Here is a 20597-nt window from a genome sequence, read left to right as displayed (position 1 = left end):
ATGGCTGGCAAAGGCCCCGGTCATGCCGATGGAAAAAACCTTCGATCCCGCCGCCATAGAAGCGAAATGGGCCCATGAGTGGGAAAGCCGCGGGCTGTTCCGCCCCGAGCGCCCGAATGCGCAGCCCTTCACCATCGTCAACCCGCCGCCCAACGTCACCGGCGCGCTGCATATCGGCCATGCGCTCGACAACACATTGCAGGACGTGCTCGTCCGCTACGAGCGGCTGCGCGGCAAGGATGCGCTGTGGGTGGTCGGCACCGATCATGCCGGCATCGCGACCCAGATGGTCGTCGAGCGCCAGCTCGAAGCGCGGCAGGACAAGCGCACCAACTACACGCGCGACGAATTCGTGGAGAAGGTCTGGGAATGGAAGGCGACAAGCGGCGGCCAGATCACCCGCCAGCTCCGCCGCCTCGGTTGCTCGATGGACTGGAGCCTAAATTCCAGAGACAATAACGGGCAGTTCACGATGGACCCGCATTTCACGCGCGCCGTAATCAAGGTGTTCGTCGACCTGCACCGACAGGGCCTGATCTATCGCGACAAGCGCCTCGTGAACTGGGACCCCAAGCTCAAGACCGCGATTTCGGACCTCGAGGTCGATGCCCGCGAAGTGAACGGCCACATGTGGCACTTCAAATATCCGCTCGCGGGCGGCGAAACCTATCGCTACGTCGAGCGCGATGGCGACGGCACCATCCTGTTCGAGGAAGAGCGCGACTATATTTCGATCGCGACGACGCGGCCGGAAACGATGCTGGGCGACGGGGCCGTGGCGGTCCATCCCGACGACGAACGCTATCGCCCGATCGTCGGGAAGCTGTGCGAAATCCCGGTCGGTCCCAAGGAACATCGACGGCTGATCCCGATCATCACCGACGATTATCCCGATCCGAATTTCGGTTCCGGTGCGGTCAAGATCACGGGCGCGCACGACGAAAACGACTATGGCGTCGCCCAGCGCAACGGCATCCCCATGTATCGCCTGATGGATGAGGTGGCGGCGATGCGGACCGACGGTCCCAGCTATGCGGACGCCGCCGCCCGCGCGAAGGCCATCGCCATGGGCGAAAAAGCCAGCGCAGCAGAGATCGACAAGCTGAACCTCGTTCCCGAAGCCTATCGCGGGCTCGACCGGTATGAGGCACGCGAACGGGTCGTCGCCGACATCGACGCCGAAGGGTTGATGATCAAGGTCGAGGACAAGCTGATCATGCAACCGTTCGGCGACCGCGGCGGCGTGGTGATCGAACCGATGCTGACCGATCAATGGTATGTCGATGCCAAGACGCTGGCGCAGCCGCCGATGCAGGCGGTGCGCGACGGGCGCATCCGGATCGTCCCGAAGACGTGGGAAAAGACCTTCTTCAACTGGATGGAGAACATCCAGCCGTGGTGCGTGTCGCGCCAGCTCTGGTGGGGGCACCGGATTCCGGCGTGGTATGCCGCAGACGGCCGCATCTTCGTCGCCGAGACCGAGGAAGAGGCGCAGGCCGAAGCAGGTGCAGGCGTTGCCCTTACCCGCGACCCCGATGTCCTCGACACCTGGTTCTCCTCCGCCCTCTGGCCCTTCGCGACGCTCGGCTGGCCCGATGATACCGAAATGCTGCGCCGCCATTATCCCAACGACGTGCTCGTCTCGGGTTTCGACATCCTGTTCTTCTGGGATGCGCGCATGGCGATGCAGGGGATGCACTTCATGAACGAGGTGCCGTGGAAGACGCTTTATCTCCACGGCCTCGTCCGCGCGCCCGACGGGCAGAAGATGTCGAAATCGAAGGGCAACGTCGTCGATCCGCTCGGCCTGATCGACCAATATGGCGCCGACGCGCTGCGCTTTTTCATGGCGGCGATGGAAAGCCAGGGCCGCGACATCAAGATGGATGACGCGCGTCTCGCGGGATATCGCAACTTCGCGACCAAGCTGTGGAACGCCGCGCGCTTCTGCGAGGCGAACGGCATTTCGGCCTCGACCAGCCTCGCAGCGCCCGCGGCGAGCCTGCCCGTCAACCGCTGGATCATCGGCGAGGTCGCCGACACCGTCGCGGCGATGGAAAAAGCATTCGCCGCCTTCCGCTTCGACGACGCCGCGAATGCGATCTACAGCTTCGCGTGGGACCGCTTCTGCGACTGGTATCTGGAACTGATCAAGGGTTCGATCGATGAGGAGACGAAAGCCGTCGCCGGCTGGGTTCTCGACCAGATTCTCGTCATGCTCCATCCCTTCATGCCCTTTATCACCGAAGAACTTTGGACCGGCCTCGGCGACCGCGAAGGTTACCCGCTGATCACCGCGAAATGGCCCGAACCGCAAGCGCAGCGCGATGCGCAGGCAAGCGCCGACATCGACTGGCTGATCAAGCTGGTCGGCGAATTGCGCGGGGCCAAGGCCGAGCTCGGCCTGCCGCCGGGCGCGCGCCTGACTGCGCATTTCCCGGCATCACTGAAGGGACGCACCGATACGCTCGCGGCGCAACTCGATCGCCTCGCGCGGCTCGACGCGATCCACTTCGATCCCGCGCCGGCGGGCGCCTCGGCGCAGCTTGTCGTAGAGGGAGAGACGATCACCGTTCCGCTCGAAGGCGTGATCGATACCGCCGCCGAGCGCGACCGCCTGTCGAAGGCGCTCGCCGCGGCCGTCAAGGAACGCGACAGCCTCGCCGGGCGCCTCGCCAATCCGAATTTCGTCGATCGCGCAAAACCCGAAGCGGTCGAAAAGGCGCGCGCCGACCATGATGCCAAGGCGGCCGAGGCCGACCGGCTGACCGCCGCACTGGCGCGGCTGGGGTGAAGGAAGAGGCACCCGTCGCGCCCGTCGTCGCCGCGGCCGACCCCGCTTCGGGGCCGGTGCCGCCGCGCCAGACCGCGCGCGGCAATGGGCGGCTCGACCTGACCGACGGGCCGATCACGCGGACACTGGTCCTTTTCGCGCTGCCGACGCTGGCGTCGAATATTCTCCAGACGCTCTCGGGCTCGGTGAATTCGGTGTGGGTGGGGCAATTCCTCGGCGAAAGCGCGCTCGCCGCGACCGCCAATGCGAATATCGTCATGTTCCTGATGTTCGCGACCTTCTTCGGTTTCGGCATGGCGGCGACGGTGCTGATCGGCCAGTCGATCGGCCGCGGCGACATCGATGCCGCGCGCCGCGCATCGGGCGGCGCGATCGGCCTGTCGCTGTTCTTCTCGCTCGTCATCGCGGTCGTCGGCTGGTTCGCCTCGGATGCGATCCTGCGCCTGCTCGAAACCCCGGCGGAGGCCTTTGGGCTCGCGCACGACTATCTGCGCGTCACCTTCATCGCCATCCCCGCCAGCATGCTGATGGTTACGCTGATGATGGCGTCGCGCGGCGCGGGCGACGCAGTCACGCCGCTGCGCTTCATGATCCTGTCGGTCGTGCTCGACATCGTGCTCAATCCCGTATTGATCCTCGGCCTGGGCCCCTTCCCGCGCCTCGGCATCACGGGGAGCGCGCTCGCCACTGCCAGCTCCGGGACGATCAGCCTCGTCGCGATGCTTGTCTGGTTCTACGCTAGGGATCATGTCCTGCGCCTGCGCGGCCGCGAACTCGCTTATTTGGTCCCAAAGATCGACGAATTGCGCTTCATCGTCGCCAAAGGCGTACCGATGGGGGCGCAGATGCTCGTCATCTCGGGCGCCGGGCTGGTCATGGTCGGCCTCGTCAACCGCGAGGGGCTGGTGACGGCGGCGGCTTATGGCGCAACGCTCCAGCTCTGGAATTATGTCCAGATGCCCGCGCTCGCGGTCGGCGCCGCGGTCAGTGCGATGGCGGCGCAGAATATCGGCGCGCACAGGTGGGACCGCGTCACCGCGATCACCAACAGCGGCATGGCGATCAACCTCGCGATGACGGGGGTGCTGATCGCGCTCCTGCTCGCTTTCGATCGCGCCGCGCTCGGCCTGTTCCTCGGCAGCGGCAGCGAGGCAGTCGACGTCGCGCGGCACGCCCAATATATCGCGACCTGGACCTTCCTTCCCTTCGGCACGACGATCGTCCTGATCGGCACGCTGCGCGCCAACGGATCGGTGGTGCCGCCGCTGATCATCCTGTTCCTGTCGATGTTCCCGATCCGTCTCGGCATCTATCATTTCGCCTATCCGTGGCTCGGCGGCGACGCGATCTGGTGGAGCTTCCCGCTGTCGTCGCTCACCTCGCTGGCAATGGCCTGGTGGGTGTACCAGCGCGGCAACTGGCGCAGGATCTTGCCGCAGCCGGGGGTCGGATGAGGGCGCGGCACCCGACGACTTTCGACCAAGGCGCCCGCCGCTTCGACTGGCGGTTCGAAGCCCGCTGGCCTCGTCCCCGCCTTTACGGCTAGACCGGCGCCATGAACCGCGACCGCCACCCCGACCCGATGCGCGAGCAGCGCGCGCGCATGCTTGCGGCGGCGCCCGACTGGCGTGCGTCCGACGCGCGCGTCAACCCGCGCGTAGCCATCGGGTCGATCATCGCGATGTGGCTGCTCTATTTCCTGATCACGACGGGGCTTTCGGCGCTGACCGGCGCGCCGGGGCAATGGTCCTTCATCAATCAACGCGGTATCGTGGTGGTCGCCGGAATCCTCTGCACCTTCCTGCTCTACCAGCTTCTCCAGCGTGTCCAGCCGCGCAGCTTCGGCGCGCGGCTCGCCGTCGCGATGGGGGCGGCGGTGCCGCTCGTCGCCCTTTATGCGAGCATCAACATGCTCGTCTTCTTCTATTGGTTTCCGTCGGACGAGACGGCCAAGATCATCGAGGATCTGCACGACAAATATCCGATCGCCTGGGAACTGGTGCTCATCCTCGACAGTTCGATCCGCTGGTATTTCTTCTTCGCAGTGTGGGCCGCGCTCTACGTCGCGCTCGGCTACGCGAACGAGATGCGCGCGGTCGAACGGCGCGCCAACGCCTATCGCCTCGAGGCGAAGAATGCGCAGCTTCGCGCGCTGCACTATCAGGTCAACCCGCATTTCCTGTTCAACACGCTCAATTCCTTGTCGACGCTCGTCATGCGCGGTTCGCAGAGCGAGGCGGAGGCGATGATCATGAACCTCTCCTCCTTCCTGCGGTCGAGCCTCGAGGTCGACCCCGAGCAGCTTGTCAGCCTCGACGAGGAGATTGCGCTCCAGCGTCTCTATCTCGACATCGAACAGGCGCGTTTCCCCGACCGGTTGCAGGTCGCGGTCGACGTGCCCGACGCGCTCGGCAATGCGTGCGTCCCGGTCCTGATCCTGCAGCCCGTCATCGAAAATGCGATCAAATATGGCGTCGCGCCCAGCAAGGGCCGCATCGGCATCCGCGTCACCGTGTCGAGCGACTACGGCCTGCTGATCCTGCGGGTCGAGAATGACGTCGATCCCGCGGCGCCCGCGCCCGATCCGGGGATCGGCCTTGGCCTCGGCAACGTGCGCGAGCGGCTGATCACGCGCTACGGGCCCGTCGCGGGATGCGAGTGGGGGCGGTCCGGCAAGGGCGGCTTCTACGTCTCGCTCTGGCTGCCGCTGGCGCGGGACGGATGCTGATGCCGCCGACGCTGCGCACCCTGATCGTCGACGACGAGCCGCTCGCGATCGAGCGGCTGCAGATCCTCGCGGGGCAGCAGGACGGCATCGCACTCGTCGGCACCGCGGGCGACGGCGCCTCTGCGCTGCGTATGGTCGAAGCGCTCGCGCCCGATCTCGTGCTGTGCGACATCGCGATGCCGGACCTCAACGGCATCGAGGTCGCGGCGGCGATCGACAAGCTCGACAACCCGCCGGCAGTGGTCTTCGTCACCGCCTTCGATCGTTATGCGGTCGCCGCTTTCGATGTCGCGGCAGTCGATTATCTGCTCAAGCCGGTTTCACCCGACCGGTTGGCCCGCGCGATCGCGCGCGTGCGCGAATGGCGCCAGACAGACCACAGCCACGACATCAAAAGCCGATGGATCAACGAATTCTGGGTCCAGAACCGCGGCGAGATGCTGCGTATCGATGCCGGACAGGTCGACCTGATCGAAGCTGAGCGCGATTATATGCGCCTGCATGTCGGCAGCCGGAGCTGGCTGATCCACCAGACGATCAAATCGCTCGAAGAACGGATGAATCCCGATCAGTTCATCCGCATCCACCGATCGAAGATGGTCCGCCGCGGCGGCATCGTCGGGCTCAAGCATCATGGCGACGGCGCGTGGAGCGTCGATCTGGGCGAAGGCGGGCTGCATCGCATCGGCCGCACCTATCTGCACGACGTCAAGGCGATCATGCAGGGGCGGTGATCCGACTACAGCCAACGATATGAAGCGGAACACGCAGGCCCGGACCGGGGTAGACCGTCGCCTCCGTGTTCCACATCCGCATCATGCCGCGCGATGCGGCGATTCTCGGCCCGCTTTCGATCGACTCCTGTGGCCGGTCGACGGGCCGACGAAAGTCGCCCGACGATCAACCAACGGCGTCCGTATCAGCGCCTCATGTCAGCGCTGCGGTTCGGGCAATGGATGCGCGCAACGCGTGGTGTCACCGGCCTTGCAGGCCGCGACATCGGCTTCCCACTGCATCCGTTCCTCGGCGCCCATCGCCGCGACGCGGGCCTTCTCCGCCTCGTAGGCCGCGGTTTCGGCGGCGTATTTCTCCTGCTCCGCCTGTTCCTGCGCAGCGGCGGCGGCTACCTCCTGCTCATAGGTGACATTCTCGGCTTTCGCCCGCGCCGCCTGTTCCGCGTTGAGCCGCGCGGTATTCGCACGCTCTTCCGGTGTCGTGCCGTCGGGTTTGGTCTGGACGGCAGCGGCCGTGTCGGCGGCGTCGGGTTCGGTCTGGGCAGTAGCCTGCCCGGCTCCGAACAGCGCCAGCGCGGCGGTGGCGGCCAATAGCATCCTGGTCATCGAAGTTTCTCCTTCACGGCAACGGCGATTGCCTGCCGTGCAAACGCCTTCGCCGCGAAGCTGTTCCCAGACGGTTCCCGGGTGCGGACGGCCGCCACAGGCGCGCCGATCGCGACCTACCAGATCCGTGTCCGCGCCTCTGGCTTCAGATAATATTTCGCATCCGCCGGCACATCGAACGCCTTGTACCAGGCATCGACGTTGCGCAGCGGCCCGATGATGCGCCAGCGTGACGGGCTGTGTTCGTCGCTCGCCACCTGCTGCTTGATCGCATCGTCGCGCGCCTTGTTGCGCCACGCCTGCGCGAAAGCGAGGAAGAAGCGCTGGTCGCCGGTCAGCCCGTCGATCACCGGTCCCTCCTTGCCGCCCAACGAGCGGTGGTAGGCGTCATAAGCAATCTCCAGCCCGCCCAGGTCGGCGATATTCTCTCCCATCGTCAGTTCGGGGTTGATGAAGGCGCCCGGTGCCGCCTCATAGGTCGCATATTGCGCGCCGAACCCTTTCGCCTGCGCCTCGAAGCGCGCGGCGTCCTCGGCGGTCCACCAGTCGCGCACCGCGCCTTCGGCGTCGATCTTGCGCCCCTGATCGTCGAAGCCGTGCACGATCTCGTGCCCGATCACCGCCCCGATCGCGCCGTAGTTGACCGCGTCGTCGACGGACTCGCTGAAGAAGGGCGCCTGAAGAATGCCGGCGGGAAAGACGATCTTGTTTTCCAGCCCGCCGTTATAGGCGTTCACTTCCTGCGGGTTCATCGCCCATTTCTTGCGATCGACCGGCTTGCCGAGGTCGGATAGCAGATAGGCATATTCGAAAGCGGCGCTGCGTTCGACGTTGCCATAGAGGTCGGCAGGATCGATCTTCAGTCCCGAATAGTCGCGCCACTTGTCGGGGTAGCCGACCATCACGTCCATCCGTGCGAGCTTGGCGAGCGCCGCCTCCTTCGTTGCGGGCGCCATCCAGTCGTTGGCGCGGATGCGGTCGGCCATCGCCAGCTTCAGATTCGCGACGAGCTTCTCCATTTCCGCCTTGGCGCTCGGCGGGAAATAGGCGTGGGCATAGGTTTCGCCGACCAGTTCGCCGAGGCTGCCGTCGACGAGCCGCAGGCCCCGTTTCCAGCGCGGCCGCAACTCCGCGACACCGCTCATCGCCTTGGTGAATTCGAACCGGCTGTCGACCCAGTCCTTCGACAGATAGTTCGCCGCATTGTCGGCGACGTGGAACTGCTGCCACGCCTTGATCGTGTCGAGCGGCGTCTTCGCATAGAGAGCAGCGATGTCGCGAACGGCGGTGTTTTCGTTGACGATGATGCGCTTCTGCGGCGCGATCCCGGCGCCAGCGAACCAGGCCGCCCAGTCGAGCCCGGGCGCATAGGCGGCCAGTTCGCCGGACGACATCGGGTTGTTGATCTTGCCGAGGTCGCGGCGGTCGGCGATCGGCCAGCTCGCCCGGGCGATTCCGGTTTCGAACGCCAGGATCGCATCCGCCGCCTTTTCGGGCGCCGGATCGCCGATCATCGTCATCGTCCGCACGATATAGGCGCGATAGGCATCGCGCTGCGCCTGGAATTCGTCCGACAAATAATATTCGCGGTCGGGCAGCCCCAATCCGCTCTGGCCGAGCCACAGCACGTTCGTCGTCGGATCGGCCGAGTCGGCATAGGGTTCGCCAGAAACGACGCTGAAACCGAAGGCGCCCTGCGACTGCCCCATGAAGCGCGCCATCGCGCTCTTGTCCCCGATCGCCCGCACCCTGGCGATGTCGACCATCAGCGGCTTGCGGCCCAGCGCCTCAACCCGCGCTTCGTCCATGAAACTCTGGTAAAGGCCGCCAAGCTGGCTGGTCGCCGGTGCGCCCGTCACCAGTTGGCGAAGCTGGCGCTGGGTCAGGTTATAGACGTCGTAATCGACCCCCGCCGACGGCTGGTCGGCCGGAATCTCGGTGCGCGCGGACCAGCCGCCGTTGGCATATCGGTCGAAATCGTCGCCCGGCTTCACCGACGGATCGCGCGCCGACAGGTCGACGCCCCACGCCCCGAAGGTCAGCGCCCGAAGCGACGCCGCGTCCGCATCTGCCGCTGCGGCAGACGCCGTCGTATCGCGCGCCGGCGCCGGCATCCCCGCCAGCATCGCGGCCATCGCCAGCATTGCCGCTCCCATGTGGATCGCCCTCATCTTCTTCTCCCCGTTTCGCACGCCGTCGCGGTCGGACGGCGGATATGCCATGCTTGTTCGCCCTTGGCGGCAGGGGGTCAAGCGAGCGGGCGAACATTGGTCGAAGGGTTCGGCGGGTTGGTGGAAAGTTCGCGTCGATCGTCGCATTGCGGGCCACCTTCGCGCTTCCTATTTAAGAGGCGACGCTCGCCTCTTGCGCGTCGAGAACAAATCTGGAACACACCCCTCCCATGAGTCTCACCCACATTTCGGTGCGCGGCGCGCGCGAGCATAATCTCAAGGGCGTCGACGTCGACCTGCCGCGCGACAGCCTGATCGTCATCACCGGCCTTTCCGGGTCGGGCAAGTCCAGCCTCGCCTTCGACACCATCTATGCCGAGGGGCAGCGGCGCTATGTCGAGAGCCTGTCCGCCTATGCGCGCCAGTTCCTCGAGATGATGCAGAAACCCGACGTCGAACATATCGACGGGCTGTCGCCGGCGATCAGCATCGAGCAGAAGACGACGAGCCGCAACCCGCGCTCGACCGTCGCGACGGTCACCGAAATATACGACTATATGCGCCTGTTATGGGCGCGCGTCGGCATCCCCTATTCGCCCGCCACCGGCGAGCCGATCAGCGCGCAGACGGTCAGCCAGATGGTCGACCGCGTGATGGAGTTGCCCGAAGGCACGCGCGCCTATCTGCTCGCCCCCGTCGTGCGCGGCCGCAAGGGCGAATATCGCAAGGAACTGGCGCAGTGGCAAAAGGAAGGCTTCACCCGCGTCCGCATCGACGGCGAATTCCACGCGATCGAGGACGCCCCCGCGCTCGACAAGAAATACAAGCATGACATCGAGGTCGTCGTCGATCGCATCGCGGTGCGCGAGGGCATCGAGACGCGGCTCGCCGACAGCTTCGAGACGGCGCTGAAGCTGGCCGAGGGGCTTGCCTATGTCGATCTGGCGGACACGACGGTGGCGGAGGCCCAGTCGTCTAATGGTAAGACTACGGATTCCAGTTCGTCCGTTCGTGCTGAGCTTGTCGAAGCACCGTCCTTGTCTTCCGAAGAACAGGGCGGCCCTTCGACAAGCTCAGGGCGAACGGGAATGAAGAATGTTGGAATACCGCCCAACCGCATCATCTTTTCCGAAAAATTCGCCTGCCCGGTCTCGGGCTTCACCATCGCCGAGATCGAACCGCGCCTGTTCAGCTTCAACGCGCCGCAGGGCGCCTGCCCCGCATGCGACGGGTTGGGCGAGCGGCTCGAATTCGATCCCGACCTTGTCGTCCCCAACCACGCGCTCAGCCTCAAGAAGGGCGCGGTCGTGCCGTGGGCGAAATCGAACCCGCCCTCCCCTTATTATATGCAGGTGCTCGAAAGCCTCGGCAAAGCCTATGGTTTCAGCCTCGAAACGCCGTGGCAGGACCTGCCCGGCGAGGTGCAGCTCGTCATCCTCTACGGCAGCGGCGGCAAGCCGGTCGAACTGACCTTCCGCGACGGCAAGCGCACCTATACCACGCACAAGCCGTTCGAGGGGGTGATCGGAAACCTCAACCGCCGCATGCTCCAGACCGAAAGCGCGTGGACGCGCGAGGAACTCGGTAAATATCAGACCGCGCAGCCGTGCGAGACCTGCCACGGCGCGCGCCTGCGCCCCGAACCGCTCGCGGTGAAGATCGCGGGCGAGGACATCAGCCAGTCGGCGCGGCGGTCGGTTGCCGACGCCCTCCACTGGTTCGGCACGCTCGAAGCGAAATTGAACGCGCAGCAGAAGCAGATCGCCAAGGCCATCCTCAAGGAGATCAACGAGCGGCTCGGCTTCCTCAACAACGTCGGGCTCGACTATCTCAACCTCAACCGCACCAGCGGCACGCTGTCGGGCGGCGAAAGCCAGCGCATCCGCCTCGCCAGCCAGATCGGCAGCGGCCTGTCGGGCGTCCTCTACGTCCTCGACGAACCGTCGATCGGCCTCCACCAGCGCGACAACGACCGGTTGCTCGCGACGCTCAAGCGGCTGCGCAACCTCGGCAACACGGTGATCGTCGTCGAGCATGACGAGGATGCGATCCGCACCGCCGACCATATCGTCGACATGGGGCCCGGCGCCGGCGTTCATGGCGGCGAGGTGGTCGCCGAGGGCACGCTGGAACAGGTGCTGGCGAACGAGAAGAGCCTGACCGCCGCCTATCTGACCGGCGCGCGCCGGATCGAGGTGCCGCCGCATCGCCGCCCCGGCAACGGCTTCGACCTGGTGCTGAAGGGCGCGCGCGCGAACAATCTGCGGAACGTCACCGCGAAGATCCCGCTCGGCACCTTCACCTGCGTCACCGGGCTGTCGGGCAGCGGCAAGTCGAGCCTCGTCATCGACACGCTCTATGCCAGCGCGGCGCGCACGCTGAACGGCGCCCGCATGGTCGCCGGACCGCACGACAGCCTGTCGGGGCTCGAACATTGCGACAAGGTGATCGACATCGACCAGTCGCCGATCGGCCGCACCCCGCGATCGAACCCCGCGACCTATACCGGCGCCTTCACCGTGATCCGCGACTGGTTCGCGGGGCTGCCGGAGGCGCAGGCGCGCGGCTACAAGCCCGGCCGCTTCAGTTTCAACGTCAAGGGCGGGCGCTGCGAGACCTGCACCGGCGACGGGCTGATCAAGATCGAGATGCACTTCCTGCCCGACGTCTATGTGACGTGCGAGACGTGCGGCGGCAAACGCTACAATCGCGAAACGCTGGAGGTGAAGTTCAAGGGCAAGAGCATCGCCGACGTGCTCGACATGACGGTCGAGGATGCGGCGGAATTCTTCAAGGCGGTGCCCGCGATCCGCGACAAGATGGCGATGCTCGTCCGCGTCGGCCTCGGCTATATCAAGGTCGGGCAGCAGGCGACGACGCTGTCGGGCGGCGAGGCGCAGCGGGTGAAGCTGGCGAAGGAATTGTCGCGGCGCTCGACCGGGCAGACGCTCTACATCCTCGACGAACCGACGACGGGGCTGCATTTCGAGGACGTCCGCAAGCTGCTCGAGGTGCTGCAGGCGCTGGTCGATCAGGGCAACAGCGTGGTGGTGATCGAGCATAACCTCGACGTCATCAAGACCGCCGACTGGATCGTCGACCTCGGCCCCGAAGGCGGCGTCAAGGGCGGCGAGATCGTCGCCGCGGGCACGCCCGAACAGGTGGTGAAGGAGAAGCGAAGCTTCACCGGGCAGTATCTGGCGCCGTTGTTGGGGAAATGAAGATGACTCCCCTCCCGCAAGCGGGAGGGGCCGGGGGTGGGCTGGCGGCGTCGTATTGGCCCACCCCGCTGCGACTAGCGAGCAAGCTCGCAAGTCTCGCTGCTCCTCCCGCAAGCGGAAGGGGAGGAAATCTCAGCCCATCAGCTTCGCGGTGATATCCTCGGCAGCGTAGATGCGGATCACGGGCGGTTCGGGCGAGAGACGGCGCATTTCGGCGACGAAAGCCCCCGACGCAGGCACCGCGAAATGCGCTCGCACCGCGTCGGCGCTTTCCCATTCCTCGACGAAGACGAGGCGGTCGGGGTTCTCGACATCGACATGGCAATGATGCGCCAGACACCCCGCCTCGCCGCGCGACCGCGCGCTATGCTCGGCGCCGAGCGCGATCATGCGCTCGCGGTGCTCGGGGGTGAGGATGACGTGGCCGGTGATGAGGATCATTTGCTCCACTTGGCATAATCTCTTTGCTAATCTTGCTCGATTGGCATCCATGCGTTAAAGCATATGACGGGGGAAGAATGCTGGATATATTAGGCGTTGTCGGTTTAATAATCGGTGTCGCAGCCGCACTGGATTTTGCATTAAAACCTAGCGCAAAAGCAGCAGTTGGGTCAGCAATATCTCCGTCCATAAAGGATATGTCTGGAAATGCCTACAAAGGAAGTGAAAAATTAGATAGATTTTTTGGCGATAGGTTATTTTCTAAGCGAGCTGTATTATTATCTCTATCTCTATCTATCACTTCTCTTTCACTGTCATATTTTTATGCATATATAACGAGCGACTTCTCTATCGTCGCCATATTCGACAACTCCCCATCACTAACTGCAATTCTTATATTTCTTCTATTTCTATCGGGATGCCTAGTTGGAGACATTTTAAGCTACGCCCAGACCAGAGCATTTCTTAGAACACTGGATGCGCACAAAGGATGGACTGTTTCGACCGGATTGGCGATATCTGATTCCATAATAAGTCTTTCTATATTTGTTTTTTCTTTTTCTATAACAAGACTTATTTCTTATCTTCTTCTTATAGCGTTAACACCTACCGTAATTTTGGAACGAGACGAATACATAGACACCGCGCAGCTAAGGTATTTAGTGGAGTATTCAGTTTCCGCAAAACTCGCAAGCAAGTCCGATTTGGCGTGGCCGATAATATTGAGCGCTGCCACAGATCAAAAAGATACAAAATTAGCAAGCGCCGCACTTGAAGACTATACGAATCAATTTCTTGAATTGATGCCAGAAGATGTAGAGATTAAAAGCAACGTCACATTCAAATGTGGAGACGATCCCAAGAATTACGAGGCACTTTTCCGCGCGCCGGGGCAGACCATTACTCTTATCGCGAGGGAAATCGCCGCGCGCCGCGGTATTCCGCAATACGGAGAATACTATCAGGAGCTCGAAAAAACACTCAGTGAGAAGGCAAGTAGGTGGACGCCGCCTCAGTCAAAAATCTGCCTTCATCCAATATTAAATATATCTCAGAAAATAAGCTCGGGATCGCTTCTAAAGATTTCCGGTATATTCAATGCATTTTATGCATCGTTTGAGAGAACTCTTTATAATTTCTATGAGAATTTTGGATTTAAGCTTGCGCCTTATTCGGTTGTGGAGCCTATGAACGACATTGGGTTATTCTATAACAGCATAATAGCTCAAACTTTGTATGGTTTTTTGGGGCTATCACAAGGCGACGCCGATGCAAACTATCTGCTATCTGGGTTTTCTGCAAAACCGCAATCTAATGTAGATCGACTCACCGTCCCATTTTCCCCCATGCTCGCTTCGAGCCTTGGCGTCTCAATCTTCTTCTGGTTTTATCTCGTTTGGCTCGCCGTTTGCCAAACGGCGGGCCCTATTTCGACGCAGCTAGTCAAATTATCCGAACGATTTGATGTTAAGCGAGCGCCTTTCTCGACGTTAGGGATAGCCCTCACCGGAATAATGCTGACCTTCAAGATAATCGACTTTGCAGCAGGCTGGGTTTGGAACGCGGTATTCTGAAGCCATCATCCATGACACTTATGTGACACTCCCTGTCACAAACGCGTCACACGAGTCCCTCATTGGCGGCTCAGCGAGTCGCTGCGGGGGTGGCGGCTTGGTTCGGTAACGACCCCCGACAGGATTTTTCCATGGTGAAGAAATTTGCCCTGACCGCCTGCGTCGCGACCGCCGCGCTGGCGCTGTCCGCGTGTCAGGATCAGGCGGCATCGGGCGGCGGCGCGCGCGATTATATCAGCGCCGTCGGCTCCTCCACCGTCTATCCCTTTGCCACAGCGGCGGGCGAGAAATTCGCCGAGGCGACCGGCAACAAGGTGCCGAAGATCGACTCGACCGGCACCGGCGGCGGTTTCGAGCGCTTCTGCCAGGGTGTCGGCGGCGACACGCCCGATATCGCCAACGCCTCGCGCCGGATCAAGAAGAAGGAATTCGACAGCTGCGCCGCGAACGGCGTCAAGGACATCGTCGAAATCCAGATCGGCATCGACGGCATCGCGCTGGGCGAAGCGGCGCGCGGCCCCGGTTTCAAGCTGACCGAGGAAGACGTCTACAAGGCGCTCGCCGCCAATCCCTATGGCAAGCCGAACACCGCGAAGACGTGGAAGGACGTCAACCCCGCCCTCCCCGCGGTCGGCATCTCGGTCTTCGGTCCGCCGTCGACCAGCGGCACCTATGACGCGTTCAAGGAACTGATCATGGGCAAGGGCTGCGACGCCGACCCCGCGATGAAGGCGCTGAAGGACAGCGACAAGGACAAGCATGAAGCGGTCTGCACCGGCCTGCGCGGCGCGCCCTTCTATGTCGAGCAGGGCGAAAACGACAATCTGATCATCTCGAAGCTCGACAAGAACCCCAGCAGCCTGGGCATCTTCGGCTTTTCTTATCTCGACGCCAACAAGGACAAGATCAAGGCGGTGCCGGTGCAGGGCGTGTCGCCGACCTACGCGACGATCGCCGACGGCAGCTATCCCGGATCGCGCCCGCTGTTCGTCTACGTCAAGAAGGCGCACGTCGGTGTAGTGCCCGGCCTGGCCGAGTATGTCGCCGAAATCCTGAAGGGCGGCGCCGAAGGCGGCTATCTGGCGCCAAAGGGGCTGATCGTGTCGCCGAAGGCGGTGGCGGATGCGGCCAACGCGGCGGCGAAGGCGATGACGCCGCTCGACGGGTCGGTGCTGAAATAAGCTTCTCCCCCGCCACCGATTTTCCCTGACCCCGTTCGTGTCGAGCGAAGTCGAGACACCCATCGAAGACGCGCAAGGCCGAGGGGCATCTCGACTTCGCTCGATGCGAACGGAACAAGATAGGCCGAAATTACTCCGTGACCTTCAACCCCGCCGCCCTTCTGCTCCTGATCCTCGGCCTTGCGCTGATCGGCTGGCTGGCCGGCCGCGCGCGGTCGGCGATGCTCGCGGGCCGCACGGGTACGAAGCTGCATTCGCGCCCGCAATATCACGGCTGGTACGTCGCGCTGTGGCTGTTCGCGCCCGCCGCGATCTTCCTCGCCGTGTGGACAAGCGTCTCGCCGGCGCTGATCACCAACGAGGTGCTGACCAGCGAAGCGGCGAAGGACCTGCCCGCCTTCGGTTTCGAGCGCGGGGCGATCCTGTCCGACGCGCGGGGCGTCGCGCAGGGCAGGCAGGCCGCGGTGCGCCTCCCCGCCGCCGCGCCGCTGGTCCGGCCCTATGCCGAGGCGACGCGCGAATATGCGTGGATCGGCATCGCGGCGATGCTCGCGCTGGGGCTGGCGGGCGGCCTCTATGCCTTCACGCGCATTCGTCCCGATTTTCGCGCGCGGACGCGGGTCGAGCGGATCGTGATGGGGGTGCTGCTGCTCGCGTCGCTGGTCGCGATCCTCACCACCTTCGGCATCGTGCTGTCGCTATTGTTCGAATCGATCCGCTTCTTCCGCCTCGTTCCGGCGACCGAGCTGTTGTTCGGCACCAACTGGAACCCGCAGAGCGGCGCGCCGCAGCCCGGCACGTTCGGCGGCATTCCGCTGTTCTGGGGGACCGTGCTGATCGGGGCGATCATCGCGATGATCGTCGCGATCCCGATCGGCATGATGACCGCCGTCTACCTGACCCAATATGCCGCGCCGACGGTGCGCAAATGGGTGAAACCGTGCCTCGAGATCCTCGCGGGCGTGCCGACCGTCGTCTATGGCTATTTCGCCGCGCTGACCGTCGCACCGGCATTGCGCGAGTTCGCGGTGATGCTCGGCATCCCCAACGCCTCGACCGAAAGCGCGCTCGCGGCGGGCATCGTGATGGGGGTGATGATCATCCCCTTCGTCTCGTCGATGGCCGACGACAGCATCAACGCGGTGCCGCAGGCGATGCGCGACGGCAGCCTCGCGCTGGGCGCGACGCCGAACGAGACGATCCGCCAGGTGCTGATCCCCGCCGCGCTGCCCGGCGTGATGGGCGGCATCCTGCTCGCCGTCAGCCGCGCGATCGGCGAGACGATGATCGTGGTGATGGCCGCCGGGCTGTCCGCCAACCTGACCGCCAACCCGTTCGCCAGCGTCACCACCGTGACCGCGCAGATCGTCAAGCTGCTCACCGGCGACCAGGAATTCGACAGCGCCAAGACGCTCGCCGCCTTCGCGCTCGGCCTCGTGCTGTTCCTCGTCACTTTGCTGCTCAACATCGTCGCGCTGCGCGTCGTCAAAAAGTATCGCGAAGCCTATGAATAGCGAGACCGCCCCCACCGACTGGAAAGGCCGGGCGATGCAGGCCCGTATCGCCCGGCGCTACGCCGCCGAGCGCCGCTTCAAGGCGCTCGGACTGGGCGCGGTGCTGCTTTCGGGCGCCTTCCTCGCCTTCCTGCTGGTCGTCATGGTCGGCAACGGCGCGCGCGGCTTCACCTACACGCATGTCGCGGTGCCGGTCGATTTCCGGACGACGCCGCTGGCGATCGACCCCGCCCGCCTGTCCGATCCCGACGCCGATCAGGCGATCGCGGGCGCCGGCCTGTCCGACATCGTCGCCTTTGCCGCCGACGAGGCGCTGGGCGACGGCGGATCGGCGCTGATCAGCGAAAATGCCTGGAAAGAGGTCCGCAGCGCGATCAAGGCCGACCCCGATCTTCTCAAGCGCCGGACGGTGTTCGAGCTGCCCGCGTCGAGCGCCATCGACATCGCCGCCAAGGAGGGCGCGAAGGGCGAACTGGGCGCGCGGGTCGACGCGCTGGAACGCGACGGACGGCTGTCGACCGGAATCCACTGGCCCTTCTTCCGCAACGCCGATGCCACCGATCCGGCGGTCGCGGGCATCTGGGGCGCGCTGAAAGGGTCGGTGCTGACGATCGTCATCGCCTTCCTGATCGCCTTTCCGACCGGGGTGCTCGCGGCGCTCTATCTCGAGGAATATGCGCCCAAGAACCGCTGGACCGACCTGATCGAGGTGTCGATCAACAATCTGGCCGCGGTGCCGTCGATCATCTTCGGCCTGCTCGCGCTCGCGGTGTTCATCAACTGGTTCGGGCTCTGCCAGGCGAGCGCGCTGGTCGGCGGGCTCACGCTGGCGCTGATGACGATGCCGGTGATCGTCATCGCCGCGCGCAACGCGATCAAGGCGGTGCCGCCGTCGATCCGCGACGCGGCGCTCGGCGTCGGCGCCAGCCCGGTGCAGGTGGTGTTCCACCACGTCCTGCCGCTCGCGCTGCCCGGTATCCTGACCGGCACGATCATCGGCATGGCGCGCGCGCTGGGCGAGACGGCGCCGCTGCTGCTGATCGGGATGCGCGCCTTCATCGGCGACGTGCCGAACGGCATCTGCGCCCCCTCGACCGTGCTGCCGATGCAGATTTTCCTCTGGTCGGACGAGGTCGACCGCGGTTTCGTCGAAAAGACCTCCGCCGCGATCATCGTGCTGCTCATCGTGCTGCTGTCGATGAACGCGCTGGCCATCTATCTCCGCAACAAGTTCGAAAAGCGCTGGTGATCATGACCCAAGACGATCTTATCATCGCCGACCCCAAGATGCGGGCAGAGGGCGTCGACGTCTTCTACGGCGAAAAGCAGGCGATCAAGGATGTGTCGATCGACGTCGGCACCGACCTCGTCACCGCCTTCATCGGCCCGTCGGGCTGCGGCAAGTCGACCTTCCTGCGCTCGCTCAACCGGATGAACGACACGGTCGCGAGCGCGCGCGTCACCGGGCGCATCGAACTCGACGGCGAGGATATCTATGCGCCGTCGATGGACGTGGTGCAGCTTCGCGCCCGCGTCGGCATGGTGTTCCAGAAGCCGAACCCCTTCCCCAAGTCGATCTACGACAATGTCGCCTATGGCTCGCGCATCCACGGGCTTGCGGCGAACAAGGCCGACCTCGACGTCATCGTCGAGCGCGCGCTGACCCGAGCCGGGCTGTGGGACGAGGTCAAGGACCGGCTGAACGAAAGCGGCACCGCGCTGTCGGGCGGCCAGCAGCAGCGCCTGTGCATCGCGCGCGCGATCGCGGTCGATCCCGAAGTCATATTGATGGACGAGCCCTGCTCGGCGCTCGATCCGATCGCGACGGCGAAGATCGAGGAGCTGATCCACGAACTGCGCGGCAAATATGCGATCGTGATCGTCACCCACAACATGCAGCAGGCGGCGCGCGTGTCGCAGCGCACCGCCTTTTTCCACCTCGGGACGCTGGTCGAATATGGCAAGACCACCGACATCTTCACGAACCCGAAGCAGGAACGCACCAAGGATTATATTACCGGCCGCTATGGTTGAGCCATAGGCGCGAAAGGACAGCATGATGGCAATAGTCAACGATCATACCGTCAAGGCCTTCGACGAGGATCTCAACCGCCTGCGCGGGTTGATCAGCGAGATGGGCGGCCGCGCCGAACAGGCGCTGCTTCAGGCGATGACCGCGCTCAACATGGGCGACCTCGACCTCGCGGCGCAGGTCGTGCAGGGCGACAAGAAGATCGACGCGCTCGAAACCGAGGTCGAGCAACTGACCGTCCAGACGATCGCGCTACGCGCGCCGATGGCCGACGACTTGCGCGAGATGATCGCGGCGTTGAAAATCGTGTCGGTGGTCGAGCGGATCGGCGACTATGCGAAGAATATCGCCAAGCGCGTCGCGCTGATGGACCAGACCCGCTCGATCGAGGCCATTCCGCTGCTGATGTCGATGTCGTCGCTCGTCGTCGAGCTGGTCCATGACGCGCTCGACAGCTTTGCCGCGCGCGATGCCGAACTCGCGGTGCGGGTGACGATCCGCGACAAGACGGTCGACGATTTCTACAACAGCATCTTCCGCGCTCTCGTCACCTTCATGATGGAAAATCCGAAGCATATCACCGAAAGCGCGCATCTGCTGTTCGTCGCCAAGAATCTGGAACGGATCGGCGATCACGCGACCAACATCGCCGAAATGGTCCATTATGTCGTCACCGGCGAGCGGATGGAGGAGCGCGAGCGCGGCGAGCAGCCCGAGGATGGCGCCGCGGAGCAGGAGCAAGGCTGATGCCGCAGCCCGACCTGCTGCTGATCGAGGATGACGAGGCGATCGCCGAACTGATCGTCTGGCATTTCGCACGCGAAGGCTTTTCGGTGCGCCAGACCCCCGACGGTGAACAGGCGCTGATCCTGGTCGAGGAACGGGTGCCCGACATCGTGCTGCTCGACTGGATGATCGAGAGCCTGCCCGGCATCGAGGTATGCCGCCGGCTGCGCCGCAACCCCAAGTCGGCAAACGTGCCGATCATCATGCTCACCGCGCGCGGCGAGGAAGAGGACCGCATCCGCGGTCTCGAAACCGGCGCCGACGATTATGTGACCAAGCCTTTCAGCCCGCGCGAGCTGGTGGCGCGCGTCCAGGCGGTACTGCGTCGCCTGCGCCCGGCGCTGGCGGGCGAGATGCTGACCTATGCCGATATCGAACTCGATTCGGTCGCGCACAAGGTGGTGCGCGACGGGCGGCTGGTGAGCATGGGCCCCACCGAGTTCCGCCTGCTGCGCCATTTCATGGAGCATCCGGGCCGCGTCTTTTCACGCGGGCAGTTGCTCGACAGCGTGTGGGGGCAGGACAGCGACATCGAACTGCGCACCGTCGACGTCCATATCCGCCGGCTGCGCAAGGCGATCAACCTGCCCGGCACCGCCGATATCATCCGCACCGTGCGCTCGGCAGGCTATGCGCTGGATGCGGCGAATAATGTATAGAGATCATGGAGCGGCTGCAGGGATAGACCGGAGCCCCCGATCGTCATCCCGGACTTGATCCAAGATCCATTTGCTCGACGCGGGTGAATGGAACCCGGATCAAGTCGGCCATTATCCCTTTCCGGCAAGTCACTGTTCCCCGGCGAAAGCCGGGGT

The 20597-nt window shown here is 64.0% G+C and carries 15 protein-coding genes; 12 read left to right on the top strand and 3 right to left on the bottom strand.

Annotated elements, in window-relative coordinates; translation table 11 throughout:
• Positions 1-22: 22 nt before the first annotated feature.
• From SGR02S_RS12425 to SGR02S_RS12410, 4 genes are all read left to right on the top strand, one after another.
• Complete coding sequence (locus SGR02S_RS12425; protein WP_067110169.1) at positions 23-2794, top strand: valine--tRNA ligase; 2772 nt, start codon at positions 23-25, stop codon at positions 2792-2794.
• Positions 2791-4248, top strand: a complete 1458-nt coding sequence (locus SGR02S_RS12420) for an MATE family efflux transporter (RefSeq protein ID WP_255211469.1) — start codon at positions 2791-2793, stop codon at positions 4246-4248. The genes SGR02S_RS12425 and SGR02S_RS12420 overlap by 4 nt, the downstream gene beginning before the upstream one ends.
• Before the next feature lie 101 nt (positions 4249-4349).
• Positions 4350-5522: a sensor histidine kinase gene (locus tag SGR02S_RS12415; protein WP_067110166.1), complete on the top strand. Its 1173-nt coding sequence runs from the start codon at positions 4350-4352 to the stop codon at positions 5520-5522.
• Positions 5522-6256 carry a LytR/AlgR family response regulator transcription factor gene (locus SGR02S_RS12410; RefSeq protein WP_148650972.1) on the top strand — a complete coding sequence of 245 codons (735 nt, stop codon included), beginning with the start codon at positions 5522-5524 and terminating at the stop codon, positions 6254-6256. Before SGR02S_RS12415 ends, SGR02S_RS12410 begins: the two co-directional genes overlap by 1 nt.
• 198 nt (positions 6257-6454) lie before the next feature.
• On the opposite strand, the gene SGR02S_RS12405 is transcribed toward SGR02S_RS12410, so the two are convergent.
• Together SGR02S_RS12405 and SGR02S_RS12400 are read right to left on the bottom strand one after the other, a co-directional pair.
• Positions 6455-6862 carry a hypothetical protein gene (locus SGR02S_RS12405; RefSeq protein WP_156483069.1) on the bottom strand — a complete coding sequence of 136 codons (408 nt, stop codon included), beginning with the start codon at positions 6860-6862 and terminating at the stop codon, positions 6455-6457.
• Positions 6863-6978: 116 nt separating this feature from the next.
• On the bottom strand, positions 6979-9084 hold the full coding sequence (locus tag SGR02S_RS12400; protein ID WP_255211468.1) for a M13 family metallopeptidase: 2106 nt from the start codon (positions 9082-9084) through the stop codon (positions 6979-6981).
• 179 nt (positions 9085-9263) lie between these two features.
• On the opposite strand from SGR02S_RS12400, the gene uvrA reads away from it, so the two are divergent.
• Complete coding sequence (gene uvrA, locus SGR02S_RS12395; protein ID WP_067110156.1) at positions 9264-12254, top strand: excinuclease ABC subunit UvrA; 2991 nt, start codon at positions 9264-9266, stop codon at positions 12252-12254.
• A 132-nt stretch (positions 12255-12386) separates the two neighbouring features.
• Here uvrA and SGR02S_RS12390 read toward each other — a convergent pair whose 3' ends face one another.
• Positions 12387-12695, bottom strand: coding sequence for a putative quinol monooxygenase (locus tag SGR02S_RS12390; protein WP_067110153.1), 309 nt, complete (start codon positions 12693-12695; stop codon positions 12387-12389).
• Between the two features lie 32 nt (positions 12696-12727).
• On the opposite strand from SGR02S_RS12390, the gene SGR02S_RS20085 reads away from it, so the two are divergent.
• From SGR02S_RS20085 to phoB, 7 genes are all read left to right on the top strand, one after another.
• The gene (locus SGR02S_RS20085; RefSeq protein WP_169799685.1) at positions 12728-14269 is read left to right on the top strand and encodes a hypothetical protein; all 1542 of its coding nucleotides are present in this window, start codon (positions 12728-12730) and stop codon (positions 14267-14269) included.
• 131 nt (positions 14270-14400) lie between these two features.
• On the top strand, positions 14401-15450 hold the full coding sequence (locus tag SGR02S_RS12385) for a substrate-binding domain-containing protein (RefSeq protein ID WP_067110150.1): 1050 nt from the start codon (positions 14401-14403) through the stop codon (positions 15448-15450).
• Between the two features lie 137 nt (positions 15451-15587).
• Positions 15588-16964, top strand: a complete 1377-nt coding sequence (gene pstC, locus SGR02S_RS12380) for a phosphate ABC transporter permease subunit PstC (protein WP_067110148.1) — start codon at positions 15588-15590, stop codon at positions 16962-16964.
• On the top strand, positions 16957-18213 hold the full coding sequence (gene pstA / locus SGR02S_RS12375; protein WP_067110145.1) for a phosphate ABC transporter permease PstA: 1257 nt from the start codon (positions 16957-16959) through the stop codon (positions 18211-18213). Before pstC ends, pstA begins: the two co-directional genes overlap by 8 nt.
• A 2-nt stretch (positions 18214-18215) precedes the next feature.
• Positions 18216-18998 (top strand): phosphate ABC transporter ATP-binding protein PstB, encoded by a 783-nt coding sequence (gene pstB, locus SGR02S_RS12370; RefSeq protein WP_067110142.1) that lies wholly within the window; start codon positions 18216-18218, stop codon positions 18996-18998.
• Between the two features lie 25 nt (positions 18999-19023).
• Positions 19024-19743 (top strand): phosphate signaling complex protein PhoU, encoded by a 720-nt coding sequence (gene phoU / locus SGR02S_RS12365; RefSeq protein ID WP_067110191.1) that lies wholly within the window; start codon positions 19024-19026, stop codon positions 19741-19743.
• Entirely contained in the window at positions 19743-20441 is a 699-nt protein-coding gene (gene phoB, locus SGR02S_RS12360; RefSeq protein WP_067110139.1) for a phosphate regulon transcriptional regulator PhoB, read from the top strand. The genes phoU and phoB overlap by 1 nt, the downstream gene beginning before the upstream one ends.
• The last annotated feature ends 156 nt before the right edge of the window (positions 20442-20597 follow it).

This window comes from Sphingopyxis granuli NBRC 100800 (genome assembly GCF_001591045.1).
Lineage (GTDB): Bacteria > Pseudomonadota > Alphaproteobacteria > Sphingomonadales > Sphingomonadaceae > Sphingopyxis > Sphingopyxis granuli.
Note: the sequence above shows the minus strand (reverse complement) of the source record. Positions and strands in the feature narration are given on the sequence as shown.